Annotated in this window: 16 protein-coding genes and 2 tRNA genes; 8 read left to right on the top strand and 10 right to left on the bottom strand. The window is 64.5% G+C overall.

What is annotated here, in order from left to right; translation table 11 throughout:
* Nucleotides 1–1,508 precede the first annotated feature (1,508 nt).
* From DU478_RS05390 to DU478_RS05380, 3 genes are read left to right on the top strand one after another with little or no spacing between them, the layout of a single operon-like run.
* On the top strand, nt 1,509–5,498 hold the full coding sequence (locus DU478_RS05390; RefSeq protein ID WP_158545742.1) for a caspase family protein: 3,990 nt from the start codon (nt 1,509–1,511) through the stop codon (nt 5,496–5,498).
* Nucleotides 5,470–5,892: a hypothetical protein gene (locus DU478_RS05385; RefSeq protein ID WP_147276317.1), complete on the top strand. Its 423-nt coding sequence runs from the start codon at nt 5,470–5,472 to the stop codon at nt 5,890–5,892. Before DU478_RS05390 ends, DU478_RS05385 begins: the two co-directional genes overlap by 29 nt.
* Complete coding sequence (locus tag DU478_RS05380) at nt 5,882–6,451, top strand: DUF4760 domain-containing protein (RefSeq protein WP_114509918.1); 570 nt, start codon at nt 5,882–5,884, stop codon at nt 6,449–6,451. The genes DU478_RS05385 and DU478_RS05380 overlap by 11 nt, the downstream gene beginning before the upstream one ends.
* Before the next feature lie 397 nt (nt 6,452–6,848).
* Here the strand turns inward: DU478_RS05380 and DU478_RS05375 are convergent, their stop codons facing one another.
* The 5 genes from DU478_RS05375 to DU478_RS05355 form a co-directional block, all read right to left on the bottom strand.
* Nucleotides 6,849–7,256: an XRE family transcriptional regulator gene (locus DU478_RS05375; RefSeq protein ID WP_114509917.1), complete on the bottom strand. Its 408-nt coding sequence runs from the start codon at nt 7,254–7,256 to the stop codon at nt 6,849–6,851.
* A gap of 163 nt (nt 7,257–7,419) precedes the next feature.
* A complete protein-coding gene (locus tag DU478_RS05370; protein ID WP_158545741.1) occupies nt 7,420–8,199 on the bottom strand; it encodes a recombinase family protein in 780 nt (259 codons plus the stop codon).
* Nucleotides 8,200–8,431: 232 nt separating this feature from the next.
* Nucleotides 8,432–10,213, bottom strand: a complete 1,782-nt coding sequence (locus tag DU478_RS05365; protein WP_158545740.1) for a DUF927 domain-containing protein — start codon at nt 10,211–10,213, stop codon at nt 8,432–8,434.
* A gap of 80 nt (nt 10,214–10,293) precedes the next feature.
* Nucleotides 10,294–10,530, bottom strand: coding sequence for a helix-turn-helix transcriptional regulator (locus DU478_RS05360; protein WP_114509914.1), 237 nt, complete (start codon nt 10,528–10,530; stop codon nt 10,294–10,296).
* Between the two features lie 569 nt (nt 10,531–11,099).
* A tRNA-Ser gene (locus DU478_RS05355) sits at nt 11,100–11,189 on the bottom strand.
* Between the two features lie 214 nt (nt 11,190–11,403).
* Here DU478_RS05355 and DU478_RS05350 point away from each other — a divergent pair.
* The 4 genes from DU478_RS05350 to DU478_RS05335 are packed head-to-tail and all read left to right on the top strand — an operon-like array spanning nt 11,404 to nt 15,290.
* Nucleotides 11,404–12,324 carry an SPOR domain-containing protein gene (locus tag DU478_RS05350; protein ID WP_114509913.1) on the top strand — a complete coding sequence of 307 codons (921 nt, stop codon included), beginning with the start codon at nt 11,404–11,406 and terminating at the stop codon, nt 12,322–12,324.
* 49 nt (nt 12,325–12,373) lie between these two features.
* A complete protein-coding gene (locus DU478_RS05345) occupies nt 12,374–13,546 on the top strand; it encodes a D-alanyl-D-alanine carboxypeptidase family protein (RefSeq protein ID WP_114509912.1) in 1,173 nt (390 codons plus the stop codon).
* A complete protein-coding gene (gene tmk, locus DU478_RS05340; RefSeq protein ID WP_114509911.1) occupies nt 13,543–14,169 on the top strand; it encodes a dTMP kinase in 627 nt (208 codons plus the stop codon). Before DU478_RS05345 ends, tmk begins: the two co-directional genes overlap by 4 nt.
* The gene (locus DU478_RS05335; RefSeq protein ID WP_114509910.1) at nt 14,166–15,290 is read left to right on the top strand and encodes a DNA polymerase III subunit delta'; all 1,125 of its coding nucleotides are present in this window, start codon (nt 14,166–14,168) and stop codon (nt 15,288–15,290) included. The genes tmk and DU478_RS05335 overlap by 4 nt, the downstream gene beginning before the upstream one ends.
* Before the next feature lie 159 nt (nt 15,291–15,449).
* On the opposite strand, the gene DU478_RS05330 is transcribed toward DU478_RS05335, so the two are convergent.
* The 5 genes from DU478_RS05330 to DU478_RS05310 all read right to left on the bottom strand — a co-directional run bounded on the left by DU478_RS05330 (nt 15,450) and on the right by DU478_RS05310 (nt 18,921).
* Complete coding sequence (locus tag DU478_RS05330; RefSeq protein WP_114509909.1) at nt 15,450–16,379, bottom strand: AEC family transporter; 930 nt, start codon at nt 16,377–16,379, stop codon at nt 15,450–15,452.
* Between the two features lie 33 nt (nt 16,380–16,412).
* Nucleotides 16,413–17,213, bottom strand: a complete 801-nt coding sequence (locus tag DU478_RS05325; protein ID WP_114509908.1) for an MBL fold metallo-hydrolase — start codon at nt 17,211–17,213, stop codon at nt 16,413–16,415.
* The gene (locus tag DU478_RS05320) at nt 17,210–18,013 is read right to left on the bottom strand and encodes a TatD family hydrolase (RefSeq protein WP_114509907.1); all 804 of its coding nucleotides are present in this window, start codon (nt 18,011–18,013) and stop codon (nt 17,210–17,212) included. The genes DU478_RS05325 and DU478_RS05320 overlap by 4 nt, the downstream gene beginning before the upstream one ends.
* 69 nt (nt 18,014–18,082) lie before the next feature.
* A complete protein-coding gene (locus DU478_RS05315; RefSeq protein ID WP_114509906.1) occupies nt 18,083–18,640 on the bottom strand; it encodes a helix-turn-helix domain-containing protein in 558 nt (185 codons plus the stop codon).
* 196 nt (nt 18,641–18,836) lie between these two features.
* Nucleotides 18,837–18,921, bottom strand: a tRNA-Leu gene (locus DU478_RS05310).
* Nucleotides 18,922–19,085: 164 nt separating this feature from the next.
* On the opposite strand from DU478_RS05310, the gene DU478_RS05305 reads away from it, so the two are divergent.
* On the top strand, nt 19,086–19,586 hold the full coding sequence (locus tag DU478_RS05305) for a Hint domain-containing protein (RefSeq protein ID WP_114510231.1): 501 nt from the start codon (nt 19,086–19,088) through the stop codon (nt 19,584–19,586).
* Nucleotides 19,587–19,590 lie beyond the last annotated feature (4 nt).

The raw sequence follows: 19,590 nt of genomic DNA, 5'->3' as shown, positions 1-19,590 counted from the left end.
GCTCGCAACACGCCGCAGGGAAAAGCGGGCCGCCGACCTGACGGTGCTCTTTCTCCCACCGTGGATAAGATTGTCGTGTCTGCATCGCCCGATGCACATTTAATGCTCGCTGATCAACCAGTCTGCAAAAGAAGCGACCAGGAACTGGCCACTAAAAAAACGATGAACGGAGCGGCACATTCAATCTGGAAAATGGCGACAACCAGGATCGCTCAAAGTTCGCAAAACGTCCTATTCTTGCTCAGATGGAAAGGCCGCGACTGGTAACCCGTAATTACAAGGCTTTTTTGGATCCGGGACCGGCAGGCACATCATCTTGGCACTCATTGCACGCCAGCTGGTAAAGGAGTTTGCGCTCCAAACTTGACGCATCCTTTCCCAGTTTCGCGTTCATGTAAATGTTCCGTCAAGGCTTCTGGCCCTGTTCGCAAGGTGGATCGCTCGGCTGAAAGGCCGAGCCTGCGGTGCAAGTCGCCCTATGAAAGTCGCGAAAGGCTGGTTCGCAAGTTCCGGCGGCCTCGTGAGAGCAGATTATTGGGCGTCCATTGCCAAAGTGAGCCGCTGCTGAGAAATGCGGATCTTTCCAGGACAGGCATAGTCTTTGTGCCGAGCGTTGCGCTCCCGCCTGGATTGGCCGCACCAGTGGTAAGCTCTGCGATTCCTTTGTCGGCACCGACGGCGTTCGAGATCCCGCTGCGCTACTCTTCGGCGGACGCTGAAGCAGATTTCAGAAATACGTCGGCGTCGGCGCCGACCATAGGTAGGGATGAAGGAGGAGAGGTATATGTCTTATTGAGTGCCTCAGTTATCAGCCATTAAGTCCGCCTTTCACGGCAGAGATGCCTGATATTGAGCTCGCGTCCCGGGAAACATAACGGAATGCAGGGTATGGATCGACCTGATCTGTCCTCGGCTAGACCCGAAGTTGTCAGAAAAGGACGTCGCCGTCGGCGCGCCTGGGTCAATTACCTTCACAGGCAGAATTGAGTCACCGAAGTCGGTGGACCCAGTCGGCATCCCCGTCACGTCACGCGGGTATTTCTAGGACTTCGCATCATTGGGTCCAAGTTCGTCTATCGATCCCGACGTCTCGAGCCTTTCCTCCTGCCCAGCCACTCACTGCTACTTGCGGATATGGTCATTTCAGCCAAACGACCGAGCATCGTGCAATTTGTATTCCAGTAACGCCCAATGCGTTGTTTCAGGATCGACGATTTCACAATTTAAGCGTTCGCGTAATTCCTTCGACCATTGCGTCAGTATCTGTATAGCTGAACAGCGATACTGTTGGCTGGAACGGTCCGTGCTTCGCAGCCTTCGCCGTCACCTCAGCGAGCATGAAACCTTATAAAAGAAGCGTTTTGAGGACGTCTTTTTTAGGAGCCTTCTGCTTGATTTTGTAGATACCTTGCCTCTAGGCTGATTATTAGAAGTTTTAAGGGATAGAAGGCATGACGCTAGTTTGTTTTGCCAGATTGGCGTCGGCACTTGCAGTGACTGGAGCGCTATTGATCGCGCCCGTAGACGCACAGACGGACCGCTGGGAAGGAAACGATGCCGAAGCGCGCATCTGCACCGTGACCGAACCGGGAAGCTGTGTTCGACTCTTCTGTGCCCCGAACGGTCAGATCAGCCTCGTTGCGAACGGAGGAGGTCTGCAACCCGGGCAAGGGCAAATCGCGGTAGACGGGCGCGTTGTGGGATCGGGGACGTTCTCGGGCTCGCAGGGCTTCCCGTCCGTCTTACTCGACCCGCAGAACAATGCACCCATCTTCGATGCCATGCGCCGTGGTTCCCGACTGCGCATCGATCTGGCCGGCGGACGAATGGACCTATCGCTCGCAGGCTCGTCGCGGGCGCTTACGACACTCTTGGCCGGATGCACCCGTGCAGTGCCGGAGGCACCGGCGCCTCGAACTGTCGGGGCTTGGGACGCCTTCGAGCGTCGTTCCGACGAGAGCCAAGTCGTGTTGGACACCTCCAACCTGGACCTCGGACGACGCGCGTTCACCGTGACCTCGAATGCCGATCTTTGGGGCGGCGACATCCGATCCGGGCTAGACGATCCACTTTTGCGCGACATGACGCAGGATAGCTGTGCCGCGCTCTGCCTCGCCACCGAGGGCTGCGGCGCCTTCACCCACAATGCCGCCGATGGGAACGTATGCTTCCTGAAGACGGCTGGAGGTCGCATGGTCGGATACCAAGGCGCCTCGTCCGGAGTCCGCACGGTCCCGAATTCTGTAATGATCCCACCGCCCACGCGCGGCCCGCTGCCGCGGGTGGACGAGGCGGCGCGCTGGCGCGACGGGGAGACGCCCGACGCGCATGCTTCCCGGGTGAGGCGTCTCGCAGCGCCGATGGCGCGGTCCTGCGCCGCGGAGCGGGCCGACTTCGCGCGGCTCGCGGAAGCGATGACGCTGTCGATTCCCGAAGGTCGTGCGAAGGTCGGCGAGCCACTGACGCTCGCCTGGTCGGGCAACGACCTCGTGGAACGCATGCCGGTTTGGGTGATGGCGCGCACGCCGGCCGCCGCGCGCTTCGTCGGCGGGGGCGCGATTCCGCTGGGGCCGGATGCGCCCAATCCGTTCGGCATCGGCGCCGGTTCGGGTGAGACGCGTGCGCTGGTGGCGCTATGGGCTCGCGGCGCCGGTCGCGCGGGCGAGGTAGCGTTGCGTCCGCTACGGGCAGGGCCGATGTCAGTCGCGCTCTCACTCGTAGCGTGGCTGCCAGGCTGTGACGAAGAGGTGGAACTGATGCGTCGAGAGGCCGTGATCGAGGTTGCACCGGCGCCCGCGGAATTGGTGATCGGCACCGACCTGGGCCGTCAGGATCTAACGCACCAGCTCGATTTGCCCGCCCACGACCGGCGGATCGAGGTCGGACTTGCCCGCATGCGTATCTCGGTCCTATCCGACGGCACCGAGATCGTGGAGCGGGCTGGGCGCAACGCCGCGCTGTCGGCCACAGGTCGGTTCTTGACCGTGTCGGAAGACGGGGTCCATTCGGTGATCGACGTTCTCGACGGCGTCGCCGTCCTGCAGCTCCGCGCGGAGCCCGAGACGCTGCGCTGGAGCTCGGGTGACACCGTGCTAATGGGTTCCTCTTGGCCTTGGGGGAAGGTCGGAGTTGCATTCCCATTCGCCGAGCGTCTGCTGGTCGACAATCAGATCACCGGCCCGAGTTGCTGCCCGGCCAACATGGACAACACACATGTCTCTTTCGATCTGGAAAACGGGATCGTTGCCGTTCGCGGCGCACAGGGTCATTGGCTCGGGCCGGTGCAGGGCGGGCCGCTGACCTACGAAGAACAGGGCAACGGTTACGCCACTACCGGATATATGACTGCACCCTTGCAGGCGATAGCTGCGCGCAGCCTCGGGACGGTCGCGCCAATCGCGGTTGCAAACGGGCTGTCCCTTCCCGGAGGTGCGCGGATGCCAGGGCCCGTGCTCGACCTGGCCGATCCGATCCCTCGCCCGACCGAAGAGGCGCCGCAAGAATTAGCGTCGCTGCTGCGCGGGGTTGGGGGCTCCGAGGTTGGCGCCTTTGAGCGCATCGGGCTCGATGTGCTGCCTGGGCTTGCAAGCGTGTCCTTGGCGGGAGGTGAGGTTCAGCACGTTGATAACAGGAACCTTTTGGAGCGCCCTGCCGCGGATGTGCGCGCCATCGAGGATCGCCTCGCGGTCATCGGCGCGGCCTCCAATTGGAAGTTCGATCTCTTAGAGGAGCCTCCAGGAAATTACCGTGCGTCAATAAACTGTTTCACATATCTTACGGGCGGCGAGGCAGATATCACTGACCAAACAGTGTTTGCCGCGCCCGGGGCCCTCTCCTTGCCGGACACGATCCTCCAGCTCGACGTAATCGACGCACCTGAAGGTGCGATCATGGTCGGTCGGGCCGAATGCACAGCCGGTGCGACCTTGGGAAGCCTGCGAGGCCTGAGCTTCCTGTTCGTGGCGGACCTTTCGGCGCCTCAGCCCGAAACGGTCGAGGAGCTGAGCATAATGTCATTCAGCTACATGGGTAACAACCGGTTGCCGCAGTTTCACGAGGTGCCCGTCGCCTCGCGGCTTTACGACCGGACGTTGCTCCTGTTCACGCCCAGGAACGGCGGCATCGCGGTATTCGATATGGACGCGCGCGAGGTGCGGCGGCTGTGGCGCGGCTTGCCCTCAGGCGACCTTCTGTCGGACGCCTACCTTACCTCCGACAATGCGCATGTCCTCCAGCTTAATCGCGACGGCGGGTTCCATGTCCATCGCATCGCCGACGGCGCGACGGTGCTCGCGGGGCGCATCGTGGACGACGAGGTCGCCGTCTGGACCGAGGATTATCGCTTCGACGCCACTGCTGAGGCGGCCACCACCATCGACCTGCGGTTTCCAGGTCTTGACGGGCAGTTCAGCTTCGACCGGTTCGACCCGGTCCTCTACGCGCCCGGCCTCGTGCGGCAGGTTCTCGGGGGCGAAGCGCCCGGCGCGCCTATCGTGCCAGTGCCGCCTGAGCTGTCGGCGACGGTGACAGCCAAAGAGGACCGCGTCGCACTCGATGTGCGTCTACTCGCGCCACGCGGAGCCGCTGAATTGCACCTGCATCAGGATGGCATCCTGACGGACACCTTCGCGATCACGGGGAACCGTATGAGCGTGTTAGCCGATCGCCTTCCAGGAACGCGGCATGCCGCCGTTGTGGCCGTCACTTCCGAGGGGCTATCGAGCAATGCGGTCACCGCGGATCTGGGCCCTGGGCCTCTGGGCGGCACGCGGCGCGTCCTCGCCGTGGCCGTGGACCGCTACGCCGATCCACGCCTGCCGGACCTGAATTATGCCAAGGCGGACGCTGACCGTCTAATGCGCGCCATGACCGCGTTGCCCCAAGGCGTGCCAGCCTACGACACGCCGCGATTCGTCGGCGGGCGCCGGGCGGACGCGGCCTCTGTTCTGACGGCCGTGGACGATACGCTGGCGGGTCTGGGAAAGGGCGATCACGCGGTGCTCTTTTTCGCCGGCCACGGCCTGACGGACGAGGATGGGCAGTTCCACCTTGCCCTCTCGGGAACGAACCCGGACCGACTGCACGCGACCGGTCTCTCTTGGTCCGAGATCGCAGCGCGGATCGCCCAGACCTCGGCACGCGTGACGGTGCTGATTGATGCGTGCCATTCGGGTGCGGCGGGCACCGGGCTCTTTGCGACGAACGATGGAGCAGTTGGCGGCCTCGCCGGTCTGCCGACGAACCTGACAGTCTTGGCGGCGTCGAAGGGGCGCCAGCAGTCTATCGAGGCGCCCGAAGTGGGCGGCGGCCTCTTCACCGTCGCGCTTGAGCGCGTGCTCGTGGGTGAGCGCAGCGTCCACGATGCCGACGGCAACGGGCGCATCGAGGCGTCGGAACTGGCGCGAGGCGTGCGCCGGATTGTCGAGGGACTAAGCGGCGGGGAGCAGGTGCCGTGGATGACACGCACGCGTGTGGTGGGCGACCATGCGCTATTCTAGCCTTTGTGCCACGGCAATCCTTGCGCTCGGGTCCTTGCCCTCTGCGGCGGAGGAGTGCTTCATCTGTGATGAGGTTGTCGAACTAACCGAAGGCTACGCCACCTGCTTCACCGATAACTTCGACGTCCTGATGGAGGCTCTTGACGCAGCGCCCGCGGGTCGTCAGCAGGTGAATCTCGCCGGCTGCGATGCGAACGGTGACGCGGCGGGCCAGCGCGGCGGCTTGCTGGAAATGGGCGCGCTTCCGCCCGCGAACACCGAGATGCGGATCAAGTCGGTCTACATCCTCGACCGACCTCTCGCTCTCTGCCTGCGCGACCTGATCGCCGCGCACGAAGGCCCGTTCGACCCATCCGTTGCTTTTGACCTCGTCGAGGCCTGCAATGCCGGCTGAGCACGAGCGGCGCTTTCTCGGGGTTCCGATATCGATCTGGGACGGACTGGCGGGCCTTTTTACCGTGCTCGCGGTTCTTGGTGGCCTCATAGGCCTGATCCTTGCCTACTTCGAATTGGCGCAGCGGCGCGAGGCGGCCCGTGCAGAAGCGACGCTGGCTCTACTCGACGTCTGGGAAGGGGCAACGCAGGGTGGCACGCATTACCTCAATGCCTTCCGCGCTCTCGACGCCCGCGTTAAGGCAAATCTTGACGAGGTGCCACAAGCAGACCTCGACGCGGCGCGAGCGGATGACACGATGCGCGCCGCGCTTTATGCACGCGTCACTCGAGAGGTCATGGACGATCCTGAGGCACAGCGCGCCTTTGAGGACGTTGTCTACTTTTTTCAGCGCCTAGCAATCTGCGTTGAAACGAACCTGTGCGACCGCGAAGCGACGCTGGCGTTCTTTGGGGGCCCAATGAGAAGTTTCAGCCTTACCTTTTCCGCACCAATCGCAAACAGGCGCGCGGCGGTGACGGATTTTGCGGACGGCCTCGACTTGGTCGACACCCCCTGAACTACCTTTATGGATTTGGGCTGGAATATTCAGAACCCGTAATTGGCTGAAACGGACATCGAAGCGTCGCGCCGCGAAAGGCTGCTTTACCGCACAACAGACCTCGGAATCGATCGCAGCGAACTTCTGCTTTTCGCCCATCTGCGCACGACGCTCTGATTATCTTTATCTGTCTACTTACCCCGTCGGGGGCCGAAAACAGAGCTTCTCAGATGGGCGTCACAAGAGCTTTGATATCACTCTGCCAAGACTGTCCGGAGCCGCTGTATGGCCTTCAGCGCCGGTGCCCGAACCGGGCCGGTGTGAAGGTCACGAAGGAAGCTTATCCAAGCCCACTCCTCCGCTGTCAGAGGCAGCTCCGTTTGCGGAAGCGCGAAGCCATCGATCACTCGACGGCTCATTTGCCGAACAGCGCGCGAAGGGCGGTCCGTGCGCGCCGATTGAGCCGCGGGTCGGTGCCATCAGATGCGTCCCGAAGTTCCTCGATCCAGTCAGCCTCGTTCGTCGTCACGATCGCGGCAAAGATATCGCCCACGGCCGCACGGGTGGTTTCGAAACCAGTCTGCTCGAGTGCCAAGACAAACAAATGCTTCGGGTCCACCTCCAACGCCTTGGCCATCGCCGGAACACGGTCCAGCGCGAGTTTGGCACTTCCAGATTTGATCATCGAAATCATGTTCGCATTGCGAAAACCCGCCTCCAAAGCGATGTCGCGTTGCGCTTTTTTCGGCGCCAATTCGAGAATGCGGCGATCGACGAATTTTGCGAGCCGGGAGTGTTCGTGTGGATGGCCTTTTAGCGGCATGATCTGCGTCTCCTGTGTGTGCAGCAGAGTGTTGTGTCGCTTACGTTATTGCTGCGGAGAAGACGGATATGACGCTGAGTGTTGCAGGTTTCTTCTGAAAAATATGACGCCAAGCGTCGGCTGCTAGAAGGACCTTCCGGCAGCCGATGCTGATTGGACAGTTTCAACCGACCGGACCGCCCCGAAAGTTGTCCACATCCCTCAGGAGCTCGATCTCCGCCATCACCAAAGGCCATTGCTTGCGAAGAGCTTCACCTGTCCATTCTGATCGGCGCTCACGGCGGGCGCTCACCATCCGGAGCACACCAGCCAGATTAAGGCTCTCGGCTCGCGCGCTGTGCGTCATCTTTTCCATCCCGGGAAGATCACAGAAATGGTTGGCGACCGAGCGGATGTTGTCGTCGCGGCGATGCTGGTTGTTGACTGTGCCCTTGCGGCGATCACTCGGAGAAACGCTGCGCCGACATTTCTTGCCGCGGAGCCGCGCCAAACTGTGCTGCATCTTCTGGGCGAGCGATTTGTGGTCTGCTTCTTCCTGGGCCTTGAGAACACCTTGCCGGAGGCGTGTTTCAGACAGGTAACCTTTGTCCACCGAGTAGAAACGCACGCCGGTCGCGCGCAGAAGGTCCACGGACGCGATCCACCGGCTGAGACGGCTCACACGGTAGACGATCACGACGCCGCCGGACGCCTTGGCGTGCCGGATGGCGGCCTGCAAGCCCGGGCGATTTTCCGACCCGGGACCGTAGGCCGAGGCTTCGTCCAGTTCGTAATACGTGATCTCCATTCGGTTCTTTGACGCAAACGCGCGGATGGCATCGAACTGGCCTTCGATGCTGAGGCTCTGAGAGGACTGCTGTTTTGTCGATACCCGGGCATAGGCGACGGCGGATCGGCATTTCGTCGCGGGGATTTTTGGTGCGAAAGGGACGTTAAGGCACATGGGGTAACTACCTGGAAACGTGGGGAATGATCGGTTGCTGACAGGCTGGCAAAGTGTGGTGTAGTTCGCTTCGAACTCGAAGGCTTTGCAGGGGAGTTTCGCTGTTAAGATTAACGCTCTCAAGCCAAACCAACGGTGAGGAAACATCCTATGAGGTTGAATCGCTGGGATCATTTGGATCACTTGGATCAGGCGCAACCGTTGTGTTCCATGTGATCCAAATCGCACGGCTTCACTGGGCGGTCAGCGGCTCATCCGGCCCCCGCAGAATTCTGGCGGAGACGGCGTAGACCCGCGGCTGGCCTTCCACCTTTCGAGGCATCCGGAACTGGTGATGCCCTTTGCTGGCCTTCAGCAGATCCGCACTACGGTGACGCCTTGCGGCTTCGACGGCATCGTCTCCATGAACCCGCTGCCAAGTTTCCGGCAAGAGATAGAACCAAGCGTCATCCCTCCAGCCATCCTGACGATCGACTGCAAGGGAGCCAAGCTCGGACAGACGAGAAGCCGAGTAGGTCCGCAGGTAGTCGCGCGTCAGTGCAATTGACATATCAGCCTTCGATCTCGAAGCGCAATCCTGACTTGCAAGCCACTCCCCAACCAAAGACATCATCGCCATGGTTGCCGCACCTTTGGGCCAACCAGTAAGGCCAAACTTCGATGCCAATTCGCCAGCCAGTGCCGCAAGAGCGAAACGCTTCAGGACTCGCTCGACCTGCGCGTCCTGCGGCAAATCGTGCTTGCGCATGACCATTGCCAGGAAACGCTCAACCGTGCGGCGCATCGCATCGCGTTCTGACTGATTGCGCATCAGAGCTTCAATGAAAACCGGGCCGGCCCAACCGTTGTACTCCAAGGCCGCCCGGTTCAACCGCTCTGAGAAGACCCTTCCATCGGTTGACCCATGAAGAACATCGAATGCCCCAAACGCCCGGCTGTCGGCGGGGATGTCGACCAAGCGGACTTGATGGCCAGCATGAACGTGTCGACCACCCGCCTTGATGTGCGCGACGATGGAGATTTCGCCCGAGCTCAGCAAAGCAACACGCCAGCGAAAGACGGGCGTTAGCTCACCTTTCTGCCCCAAGCGTCCTTTGCCCTGACCATTTGCGAGGAGATAGGCGACTTCGCCCAATTTACGCGGATCGATCTCTGCGAGTTCATCAAGAAGCAGCGATGTGCCGCTGCTGGCTGCCGCAATGGGTTCCAGCGCGTTTGATGTGACGCGCCAACTGCGCACAAGCGTGGCATCGCCCCAGACGGACGCGGCAATCTGAAGCAAGGTGGACTTTCCACAACTCGAAGCGCCGAACAAATGAAACCCACCGCCCTGCATCCCCAGAAACTGCAGAAGCGGCCCGCTAAGAGCTTGGCTGATAGCTAGTATGGCCAGAGGGTTTCCCAAGCAGGGTTCCGCAATGTTGCGCGTCCACGCCGATTGCGAACCATGCGGACGGACCGACGCCGCCAGTTCCGGAGAAGCACCCGGATAATAGACTTGAGCATTACCCAACACACGGCCATCGGCGAGAGCAAACGCGGAACATGCGCCATCGGTCCATCCCAGCGCATCGACCAGATCAAGACGCAGCTGCGGGCGCCACGCATTCAAGAGTTCCACGATCCCTTCCTTGACCTTCGCTCCACGCGCCAGCACGAGACCCTTGCTGACCAAGACGGCTACAACGCGGGACGCGCTGCCCGACAAGGTTGCAGCATCCAGAATTACAGTATGCGAGCGGCCATCTTCGTCTTCAATCTCGATCACCTGGCCCCAACCAGATCCATTGGCCCGACGGCAGAGCGCGACGACACGAAGCGGCGAGCAGAGCCGGACAGCTTCTTCGTCGTCATCTTTCGTGGCTCGAATCTGCCACACGCCGTCCTGCCCGAGGAAGAAGTCGGCAGGCGGGCCGTCCGACACAGATGCGCCCGGAACGTTTTGCACAGTTCCCGCGCCCAATCCGGGTATGTGGATGATATTGGATATTTCGGGATTCAAGTGTTCGGTCATGGTGCGCCTTTCAGCGGGCATAGGAACATTGTTCCGGCGTGTTGATGCGCCGGTCGGACCAATTTGTTTCGGGTGTGAGGTCAGTTGATGGTGAGAGAGCTCTCAGGGATATCGAGATGAGCCACGAAGCCGATCAAACAGCTCGCCTCCCAGGCCTCGATGTCCGAAAGGCGCCAGCGGGTCGTGCGCCCGCTGAGCTTCATGGCCTTGGGAAAGGAGCCGTTGCGTTTCCAGCGCCAGATCGTGTCGCGCGACACGCCAAGGCGTGCCGCGACCTGATCGACGCTGAGGTAGAGGTTTTTCGGGTCGAGGGGCATCTGATGATCTCCAAAATCAGGTGTGTTCATTCTCCGTTGGAGCAGATCTATGCCCAAGGGGATTGCCTAGCTTGCTTATAGACAGCGGACATCCGCGATGCGGGCGGTTTTTTCACCGTGGGTGGATTTTTCTTCCCGGCCGTTTTCACGAGAGGGCCGTTTAGAGCAGTAAAGGCTGCCTAGAAGAGGCCCGTGAACGTTAAGGCCGTGCAAGCGTTGAGCATATTCAGGAACGTCGTGCGATCTGCGATCTGATCGGGTTCCAAAAACACACGGAAGTATCAGGTTTGAGACCGGCTTTGCGGTGAACCCTTGATGTTGCAGCGATCATTGCCCGCATCTCGATGGTATGAGCGCAGCATGACGCTCTATCACACATCAGTTGTTCCGCAGTTCGAAATTGGCAAACGGCGTCTTTGCCCAACCTCAGTGAGATTGAAAACCACTGCGGCGCTGCAGCTCGTTGCAGAAAACAGCAGCTAAACGGCGAACCATTGGCGGCAACGATGGAGGCAAGGCTGAATGGAAAATGTGTTTATTTATTATTTACAATGACTTACAAGGCGCTCTGGCGGAGGCTGTGGGATTCGAACCCACGGGACGCTCTCACGCCCAACGGTTTTCAAGACCGCCGCATTCGACCACTCTGCCAAGCCTCCGTCTTCCTCGGATAGACCCACTCACGCGATTCTGAAAGCCGCGCGGCGGGATTTTCCGCCGAGCCGTGGCAGCGGTCTTTTCTTGTCTCCACATTGCCGTTAAGCTACGCGCGAGCGAGGCGCAGACGGAACGGCGTTCGGCGGTCAAGACCGGTCAAACCGGCACAAAACCGCGACACCGAAGGATGCCGCGAAACAGGCTGAGGGGCACGGCATGAGCAGGGATTTCGGAACGGCGCGGCAGCATGGCTGGACGGTGCGCGGTGTGGCATTCTTCATCGGACTTGCGACGTTGTCCGCCTGCGAGGACGGCAATCTCCCGGGGTTCCTGCAACCGCGCGACAGGGATGCCGCCGCCTCCGAACCCGCCAGCCGTGCCGCCCGCACAGTCGAGCGCGACATCGAGGCGCCGGAGGTGTTCCAGGCCACCGAGGCCGGGCTCTGGGACGGCAGGCCGTCGCTGGGCGGTGTCTGGGCCGCGCATCCCGATGTCCAGGACCCCGAGCGGGTGATCATCCGCAACGAACAGAACGGCCAGTTCGTGATCGGCGCCCTGTTCCGGCGCGAACGCGAAACCCCCGGCCCGCGGCTGCAGATTTCCTCGGATGCGGCGGCGGCGCTCGGCATGCTCGCCGGGCAGCCCACCAACCTCAACGTCGTGGCCCTGCGCCGCGAAGAGGCCACCGAAGACGCCCCAGCCGAGGCCCCCGCCCCGGACGGCACCACCGGCACGCTGGCCGCGCCCACCGATATCTCGTCGGGCACGCTCGATCCGGCGAGTGTCGGCGCCGCTGCCGCGATCGAGGCAGCGCCCGAAACGCCCTCTGCATCCGCGGCCCCTGCCCCGACCCCGGTCGCCGCCGCCCCGAAACCGCCGGCCTCCGCGCCCGCCGCATCCGCCCTGTCGCGGCCCTACCTGCAGATCGGCATCTTCAGCGTCGAGGCCAATGCCAACAATACCGCGACCGCGATGCGCCAGGCGGGCATGGTGCCCACGGTGAAAAAGCAGTCCTCCAGCGGCAAGACCTTCTGGCGGGTGCTCGTGGGGCCGGCCCAGACGGAATCCGAGCGCGACACGCTGCTGGCCAAGATCAAATCCTCCGGCTTCACGGATGCCTATGCCGTCAGCGACTGACCCGTCGCGGGCGCGCCGACCCGACGCCGCCTGACCAAGGGAGCTGCCCATGTTCGCCCACCTGCGCCAGACACTGGCCCTCTGCGCGGCGCTTGCGCTTTTCGCGATGCCCGCGTCCGCCTTCGACACCCAGGCCCGCGCCGCCTTCGTGCTGGATTTCTCCACCGGGACCGTGCTGCTGGCCAAGAATGCCGACGAGCCCCTGCCGCCGGCGTCGATGTCGAAGCTGATGACCCTCTACATGGCCTTCGAGGCGGTGCGCGACGGGCGGCTGCAACTCGACGAACGCCTGCCGGTGTCGCAGCACGCCATGTCCTACGGCGGCTCGACCATGTTCCTCGACACCACCGACCGGGTGCGGGTCGACGACCTCTTGCGCGGCATCGTGGTGCTGTCGGGCAACGACGCCTGCGCCGTGATCGCCGAGGCGCTGAGCCCCGACGGCACCGAACGCGGCTTTGCCGACCTGATGACCCGCCGCGCGCAGCAGATGGGCATGACCAATTCCACCTTCAAGAACTCCAACGGCTGGCCCGCCGACGGCCACCTGATGTCGATGCGCGACCTGACGCTGCTGGCCAGCCGCCTGATCCGCGACTTTCCCGACTTCTACCCGATGTTCGCCGAGCAGACCTTCCAGTTCGACGGCCGCGCGCCGCAGAACGTCAGCAACCGCAACCCGCTGCTGGGTCTCGGGATCGGTGCCGACGGGCTCAAGACCGGCCACACGCAAGAGGCCGGCTACGGCCTTGTCGGATCGGCCAGGCAGGGCGAGCGTCGGGTGATCTTCGCCATCACCGGGCTCGAGACCACCCGCCAGCGCGCCGAGGAATCCGAGGCGATCGTCAACTGGGCCTTCCGCCAGTTCGCCGAGAAGAAGGTCACCACCGCCGGCCAGCGTGTCGCCGCGGCGGAGGTCTGGATGGGCGCCGAGGACAGCGTCGGGCTGGTCACCACCGAGGACACGACCCTGCTCCTGCCGATCATCCCCGGCGCCTCGCTCGAGGCCGAGGTGGTCTATACCGGCCCGCTCCAGGCGCCGATCAGCAAGGGTCAGCAGCTGGCAGAGCTGATCATCCGCCCCGAAGGTCTGCCCGAGCACCGCATGCCTCTGGTGGCCGAGTCCGACGTCGCCACCGGCGGGTTCATGAGCCGGATGATGACCGTCAGCAATGCGCTGCTGAAGCGGCTGGGCGATGGCACGGCCGAGGGCACGATGTGACGGCGCCAGGCCTTTTCGTCAGTTTCGAAGGCATCGACGGTTCCGGCAAATCCACCCAGGCGCGCCTGCTGGCAGAGACCCTGCGGGCGCGCGACCGCGATGTCGTGCTGACCCGCGAACCCGGCGGCAGCCCCGGTGCCGAGGAAATCCGCGCCCTGGTGCTGCAGGGCGATCCCGACCGCTGGTCGGCACAGACCGAGCTGCTGCTCTTCACCGCCGCCCGCCGCGACCACCTCGAACGCACGATCCGGCCGGCGCTGGCGGCGGGCCGGATCGTGATCTGCGACCGCTTCGCCGACAGCACGCGCATGTATCAGGGCCTGTCGCGCGGCGACCTGCGGCCCGCGGTGGACCAGCTGCACGACCTGATGATCGGCACCGAACCGGATCTGACCTTTCTGATCGACATGGACCCGGGCCAGGGCCTGGCGCGGGCCAAGTCCCGCGCCACGGCCGAGGAACGGTTCGAGGATTTCGGCCTCGACCTGCAAACCCGGATGCGCGCCGGTTTCCTCGCCCTCGCCCGGGAATTTCCCGACCGCATCCGCGTGATCGACGGCAACCGTGCCAAGGCCGCGGTGGCGGCGGACGTGCTGGCCGTCCTCGAGGCGGAACTGTCATGAGCGACGAGCCGCACCCCGAACCCGACCGCGTGGAAGGCGCCCCGCATCCGCGCGCGACCCCGCGGCTCATCGGACAAGAGAGCGCCGAGGCGGATTTTCTCGCCGCCTTTTCCGCCGACCGGCTGCACCACGGCTGGCTGATCACCGGACCGCAGGGGCTGGGCAAGGCAACCCTGGCCTGGCGCATCGCGCGCTTCCTGCTGGCCACGCCCGAGGCGGCGGACGACGGCCTCTTCGGCGCGCCGCCGCCGCCCGAAAGCCTCGACATCCCCGTCGATCATCCGGTCGCGCGCCGGGTGCTGGCGCTGTCGGACCCGGGACTGAAACTGGTGCGCCGCGGCTGGGACGAAAAGGCGAAACGCCTCAAGACGGTCATCACCGTCGACGAGATCCGCGACCTCAAGCAGTTCTTCGCCCTCTCCTCCGCCGATGGCGGCCGCCGCGTGGTGATCGTCGATTCCGCCGACGAGATGAACCCCAACGCCGCCAACGCGCTGCTGAAACTGCTCGAGGAACCGCCCGCCCGCACGACGCTGCTGCTGATCAGCCACCAGCCCTCGCGCCTGCTGCCGACGATCCGTTCGCGTTGCCGGGAGTTGCGCCTGGCGCCGCTGGGCGCCGCCGACATGACCGCCGCGCTCGGCCAGGCCGGGGCCGAGGTCGGCGCATCCGAGTCCCAGGCGCTGGCGCAGCTCTCCGCCGGGTCGGTGGGCGATGCGCTGCGGCTGCTGAACCTCGACGGCCTCACGCTCTACGGCCAGCTGGTGACGGTACTGGGCAGCCTGCCCGACCTCGACCGCGCCCGCGCCATCGCGCTCGCCGAAAGCGTCGCCGGGCGCGGTGCCGAAGCGCGGCTCGACCTGCTGCTGACGCTTCTCGACACCGGCCTCGCGCGCCTCGCCCGCACCGGCGTGACCGGCACCCCGCCACAGCCCGAAGCCGCGGCCGGAGAGGCCCGGGTCTTGACCCGCCTCGCCCCCGATGCCCTTTCGGGCCGCCGCTGGGCGCAGCTGGCCCAGACCGCCGGCGACCGCCTGCGCCACGGCCGCGCCGTCAACCTCGACCCGGCCTCGCTGGTGCTCGATACCCTGCTGCAAATGCAACGCACCGCGCGCCCCTGACGCGCCGCATCTGCCACATCGCCCCCTGCTTCATCTTGCCAATAAACCTCCAGAGAGCACGAGAGACAGCGTCTCTCGTATCGCCCCTTGGGCGATCCTGCTGCGCCAATGCGTAAGCGCATCGGACGATGTCTCTCGTATCGCCCGACGGGCGATCCCTCAGGGCAGCAGCGCCAGCCAGACCCAGGTCGTCCCCAGCGACAGCGCCGTCGCCACCAGCACCGATGACGCCGCCACCCGCCGCGCCCGGCCGTACATGTTGGCGAAGACATAGGCGTTGATCCCCGGCGCCATGGCCGCCGTCACCACCGCCGACCGGAAGGTCTGCACCGGCAGGTCGAAGGCGCGCCCCAGCGTCCAGGTGATCGCCGGATGCACCACCAGAACCACGACGCAGACAAAGGCGATGACCCGCCCGTCGCCCTCGGGCCGGTAGCGGTAGAGAACCCCGCCCATGCCGAAGAGCGCGGCGGGCAGTGCCGTGCGCACCATCATGTCCAGCGCCTCGACCGCCGGGCCGGGCAGCGAGACGTCGAAGAGGTTGAACGCCGCGCCCAGCAGGATCGCGATCACCAGCGCGTTGCGGAACATCGCCCGCATCACCTTGCCGGGAACCGCCCGCGCCGGCGTGCCGCGGGCGCGCGCGATCTCCATCGCGGTGATGCCGACGCCGTAGCAGAACGGCGAATGCATGGCGACGATGGCGTAGTTGGCCTCCAAAGCGTCCACGCCGTAGGCCCGTTCGGTGATCGCCAGCCCCAGCAGCAGCGAATTGGCGAAGAGGCAGCAGAAGCCGATCGCGACCGCGTCCTCCCAGTCCCGCCCGAAGACATAGCGCCCGCCCAGCAGCCCCAGCGCAAAGCCGGTGGCCGACCCGGTGTAGAAGCTGATCAGCAGTCCCGGCTCGAAACTCTGGCCCAGGTCCAGCGTCCAGATGGCGCGGAACAGCAGGCAGGGCACGGCGAAATTGTGGGTGAAGGCCATCAGCCCGTCGACAGCGCTGTCGGACAGATAGCCCCGCCAGACCGCGAGGTAGCCGAAGCCGATCACCAGAAAGACCGGCAGGATGACGTCAATCAGCGCCTGCATCGCGCCTCCGGCGCACCGAGGCGCAGACGACCGTCACAACGGGAACCGCAGCACCATCCCGTCATAGGCCGGGGTGATGTGCTCGGGCGTCTCCGCCTCCAGCGTCGCATAGTCGAGGTCGATATGCATGTTCGTCAGCACCGCCCGCCGCGGCGCCATCCGGTCGATCCAGTCGAGAGACTGCGCCAGATGCGCATGGGTCGGATGGGGTTTCCGGCGCAGGGCGTCCAGCACCCAGCAGTCCAGCCCTTCGAGCACCGGCCAGCAGGCCTCGGGGATCTGCGCCACGTCCGGCAGGTAGGCCAACCCGCCGATACGGAACCCCAGCGCGTCGATGCCGCCGTGGTTCACCCGGAACGGCAGGAAGGGCACGGCGCCGCCCGCGCCGTCGATCTCGAAGGCGCCGTCGATCAGGTTCATGTCGAGGATCGGCGGATAGGAGCTGCCTTCGGGCTGCACGAAGGCATAGCCGAACCGGTCGAGCAGCGCCGCCCGCGTTTCGGCATCGGCCCAGACCGGCAGGCGCGCGCGCATGTTGAAGACGATCATTCGCAGGTCGTCGATCCCGTGCACATGATCCGCATGGGCATGGGTGTAGACCACCGCGTCGAGCCTCCCAACGCCGGCGTCGAGCAGCTGAGCCCGCAGGTCCGGCGAGGTGTCGATCAGCACCCGCGTCACGCCCGCCTCGGTCTCGCGCTCCACCAGCATCGAACAGCGGCGGCGGGTGTTGCGCGGGTTCCCGGGATCGCAGTCGCCCCAGTGGCCGCCCAGCCGCGGCACCCCGCCCGACGATCCGCAGCCCAGGATGGTAAAGCGCATCTCGTGGGTCATGCAGCCGCCCGGAAGGCCGCCGCCTTGGCGAAGAGACGCTCGAAATTGCGTTCGGTCGCTGCGGCGAAATCGGCATAGTCGAGCCCGAAGACCTCGGCCCCGACCTTTGCGGTGTGCACCGAATAGCCCGGCTCGTTGCGCTTGCCGCGATAGGGCGGCGGCGCGAGATACGGGCTGTCGGTCTCCACCAGCACGCGGTCGAGCGGCGCCGCGCCGAAGATCTCGCGCAGTTCCGTGGACTTCGGGAAGGCCGCGATACCCGACATCGACAGGTAGAACCCCATGTCGAGCGCCGCGCGCGCCAGACCCGCGCCCGAGGAAAAGCAGTGCATCACGCAGGCATAGGGCGCGCGGTCATAGCCTTCGCGCAGGATCGCCGCCATGTCGTCATCCGCCGCGCGAGCATGGATGATGAGCGGCAGGCCGGTTTCCTGCGCCGCCGCGATATGCACCTTCAGGGACTGCTGCTGCACCGCGGCGCTGTCTTTCGTATAGTGATAGTCCAACCCGGTCTCGCCGATGCCCACGAATTTCGGATGCTGCGCCAGCGAGACCAGCTCGTCGACAGACGCCATCGGTTCGTCCGCGGCGCTCATCGGATGGGTGCCGGCGGCGTAGAAGACGGGCGCATGGGCCTCGGCGATGGCGCGCACCTGCGGTTCAAGCCGCAGCCGGGTGCAGATGGTGACCATCCGGTGCACACCCGCCGCCACTGCCCGGTCGATCACCTTGGCGCGTTCGGCGTCGAAATCGGGAAAGTCGAGGTGGCAATGGCTGTCGGTGATGACGCTTTCGCTCATGGGCCCCTCTTGGTCGCGTGTTGGCCCTGATATCTAGGATGTGGTCCCGAGGGTCAAGGCGGCCCACGCTCAGGGCGTGACCGTCACCAGGATGTACTTCGCCGCCGCCAGACCGGTGGCCAGCCGCACCCGCCCATGCGGGCGAAACCGCAGGCTGTCGCCCTGGTCGAGCCGGTGCACGACGTCGTCCACCGCCACCGTCATCTGCCCGCTCAACATATAGATATGGTGCTCCTGCCCCGGCACCGCCGGCGCCGCCTGGTCAAAGGTGCTTTCCGCGCCCAGCTTGCAATCCAGCACCTCGGCGGCCAGCCCGCCGCCGCCCGGCGACACGCTGCGCCGTACCACGCCCTGGTCGCCGTCGCGCCAGACGCTCTGATCGGCGCGCGGCAGATGCGCGGCAAAGCCGTCCTCGGCCTTCGCCATGAGCTGCGCCAGGCTGTAGCCATAGGCAAAGCAGAGCTTGTCCAGCATCTCGGCGGTCGGGCTGGCCTCGGCCTTTTCCAGCCGCGACAGGGTGGCCCGGCTGACGCCGCTGGCGGTGGCCAGTTCGTCCAGCGACAGGCCCCGCGCTGCGCGCGTCCGTGCCAATGTCTCTGCCAGCCGTGTCGTCAGGGACCGTACCATGCCCGTCCGCCTTCGGGAAAAATTCTCTGCCCTCGCACCAAAGCGTGGTCGGCGCCCAAGCGCAACCCAAAGATGCCGCAATGTCCGTGCGCTCCGCTCCAGAGGCGGAATGGCGTCCGCAGGCCTCGCGCAACCGGCGCTCTGGTGCCTGTGGTTGGGCAGACCCTCGCGGCTTCGGGTCGAAACCCTGGAAAAATGGTGCGGGTGGAGGGACTTGAACCCCCACGCCTTGCGGCGCCAGAACCTAAATCTGGTGCGTCTACCAATTTCGCCACACCCGCAGATCGTGCCGGCGCCACACGAAACGGCGGCTCGGCCCGGCGGGGTGTAGCAAAGCTGCGACGGCAATGCGAGGAGAAAAAAGCAGCCAAGAAAACGCACGACATTAACCTATTCTTGCCATAAACTGGTGAAAAAACGAGGCAGGACAATCAGGATGACGCCCATGAAGCCGAAAACGGCCGGGCGCGCGGACAGCCGGACGGCTGTCATCGATCGCGTGCAGGATCAGACCATCACCAATGCGCTTGTGGCGGGCACGTCGGTGCTCACGCTCGATGGGGCGTTGCCCGTGGAAATGCTGTCGCCCGGGGATCGCGTCATCACCCGCGACAGCGGTATGGCCGTGCTGCGCGAGGTGTCGGTGATCAAGCGCACCGTGCGCGCCATCGGCATCCGCGCCGGCACGCTGGGCAACACCCGTCCCGACCGCGACGCGGTCTTGCCTGCCAGCCAGGAGGTGCTGATCCGCGATTGGCGCGCCAAGGCGCTGTTTGGCCGCAGCCAGGCGCTGGTTTCCGCCGCGCGGCTGATCGACGGCGAATTCGTCCGCGACCTTGGACAGGTCACGCTCACGCTGGTCACGCTGCGTTTCGACGCGCCGCATATCCTCTATGCCGACGGTCTCGAAGTGGCGGCTCAGGACCCCGCGCACGCACCGGCCTGAGGCG

This window comes from Thalassococcus profundi (assembly GCF_003344785.1).
In the GTDB taxonomy this organism is placed as follows: Bacteria; Pseudomonadota; Alphaproteobacteria; order Rhodobacterales; family Rhodobacteraceae; genus Puniceibacterium; species Puniceibacterium profundi.
This window is presented reverse-complemented; position numbering and strand designations above follow the sequence as displayed.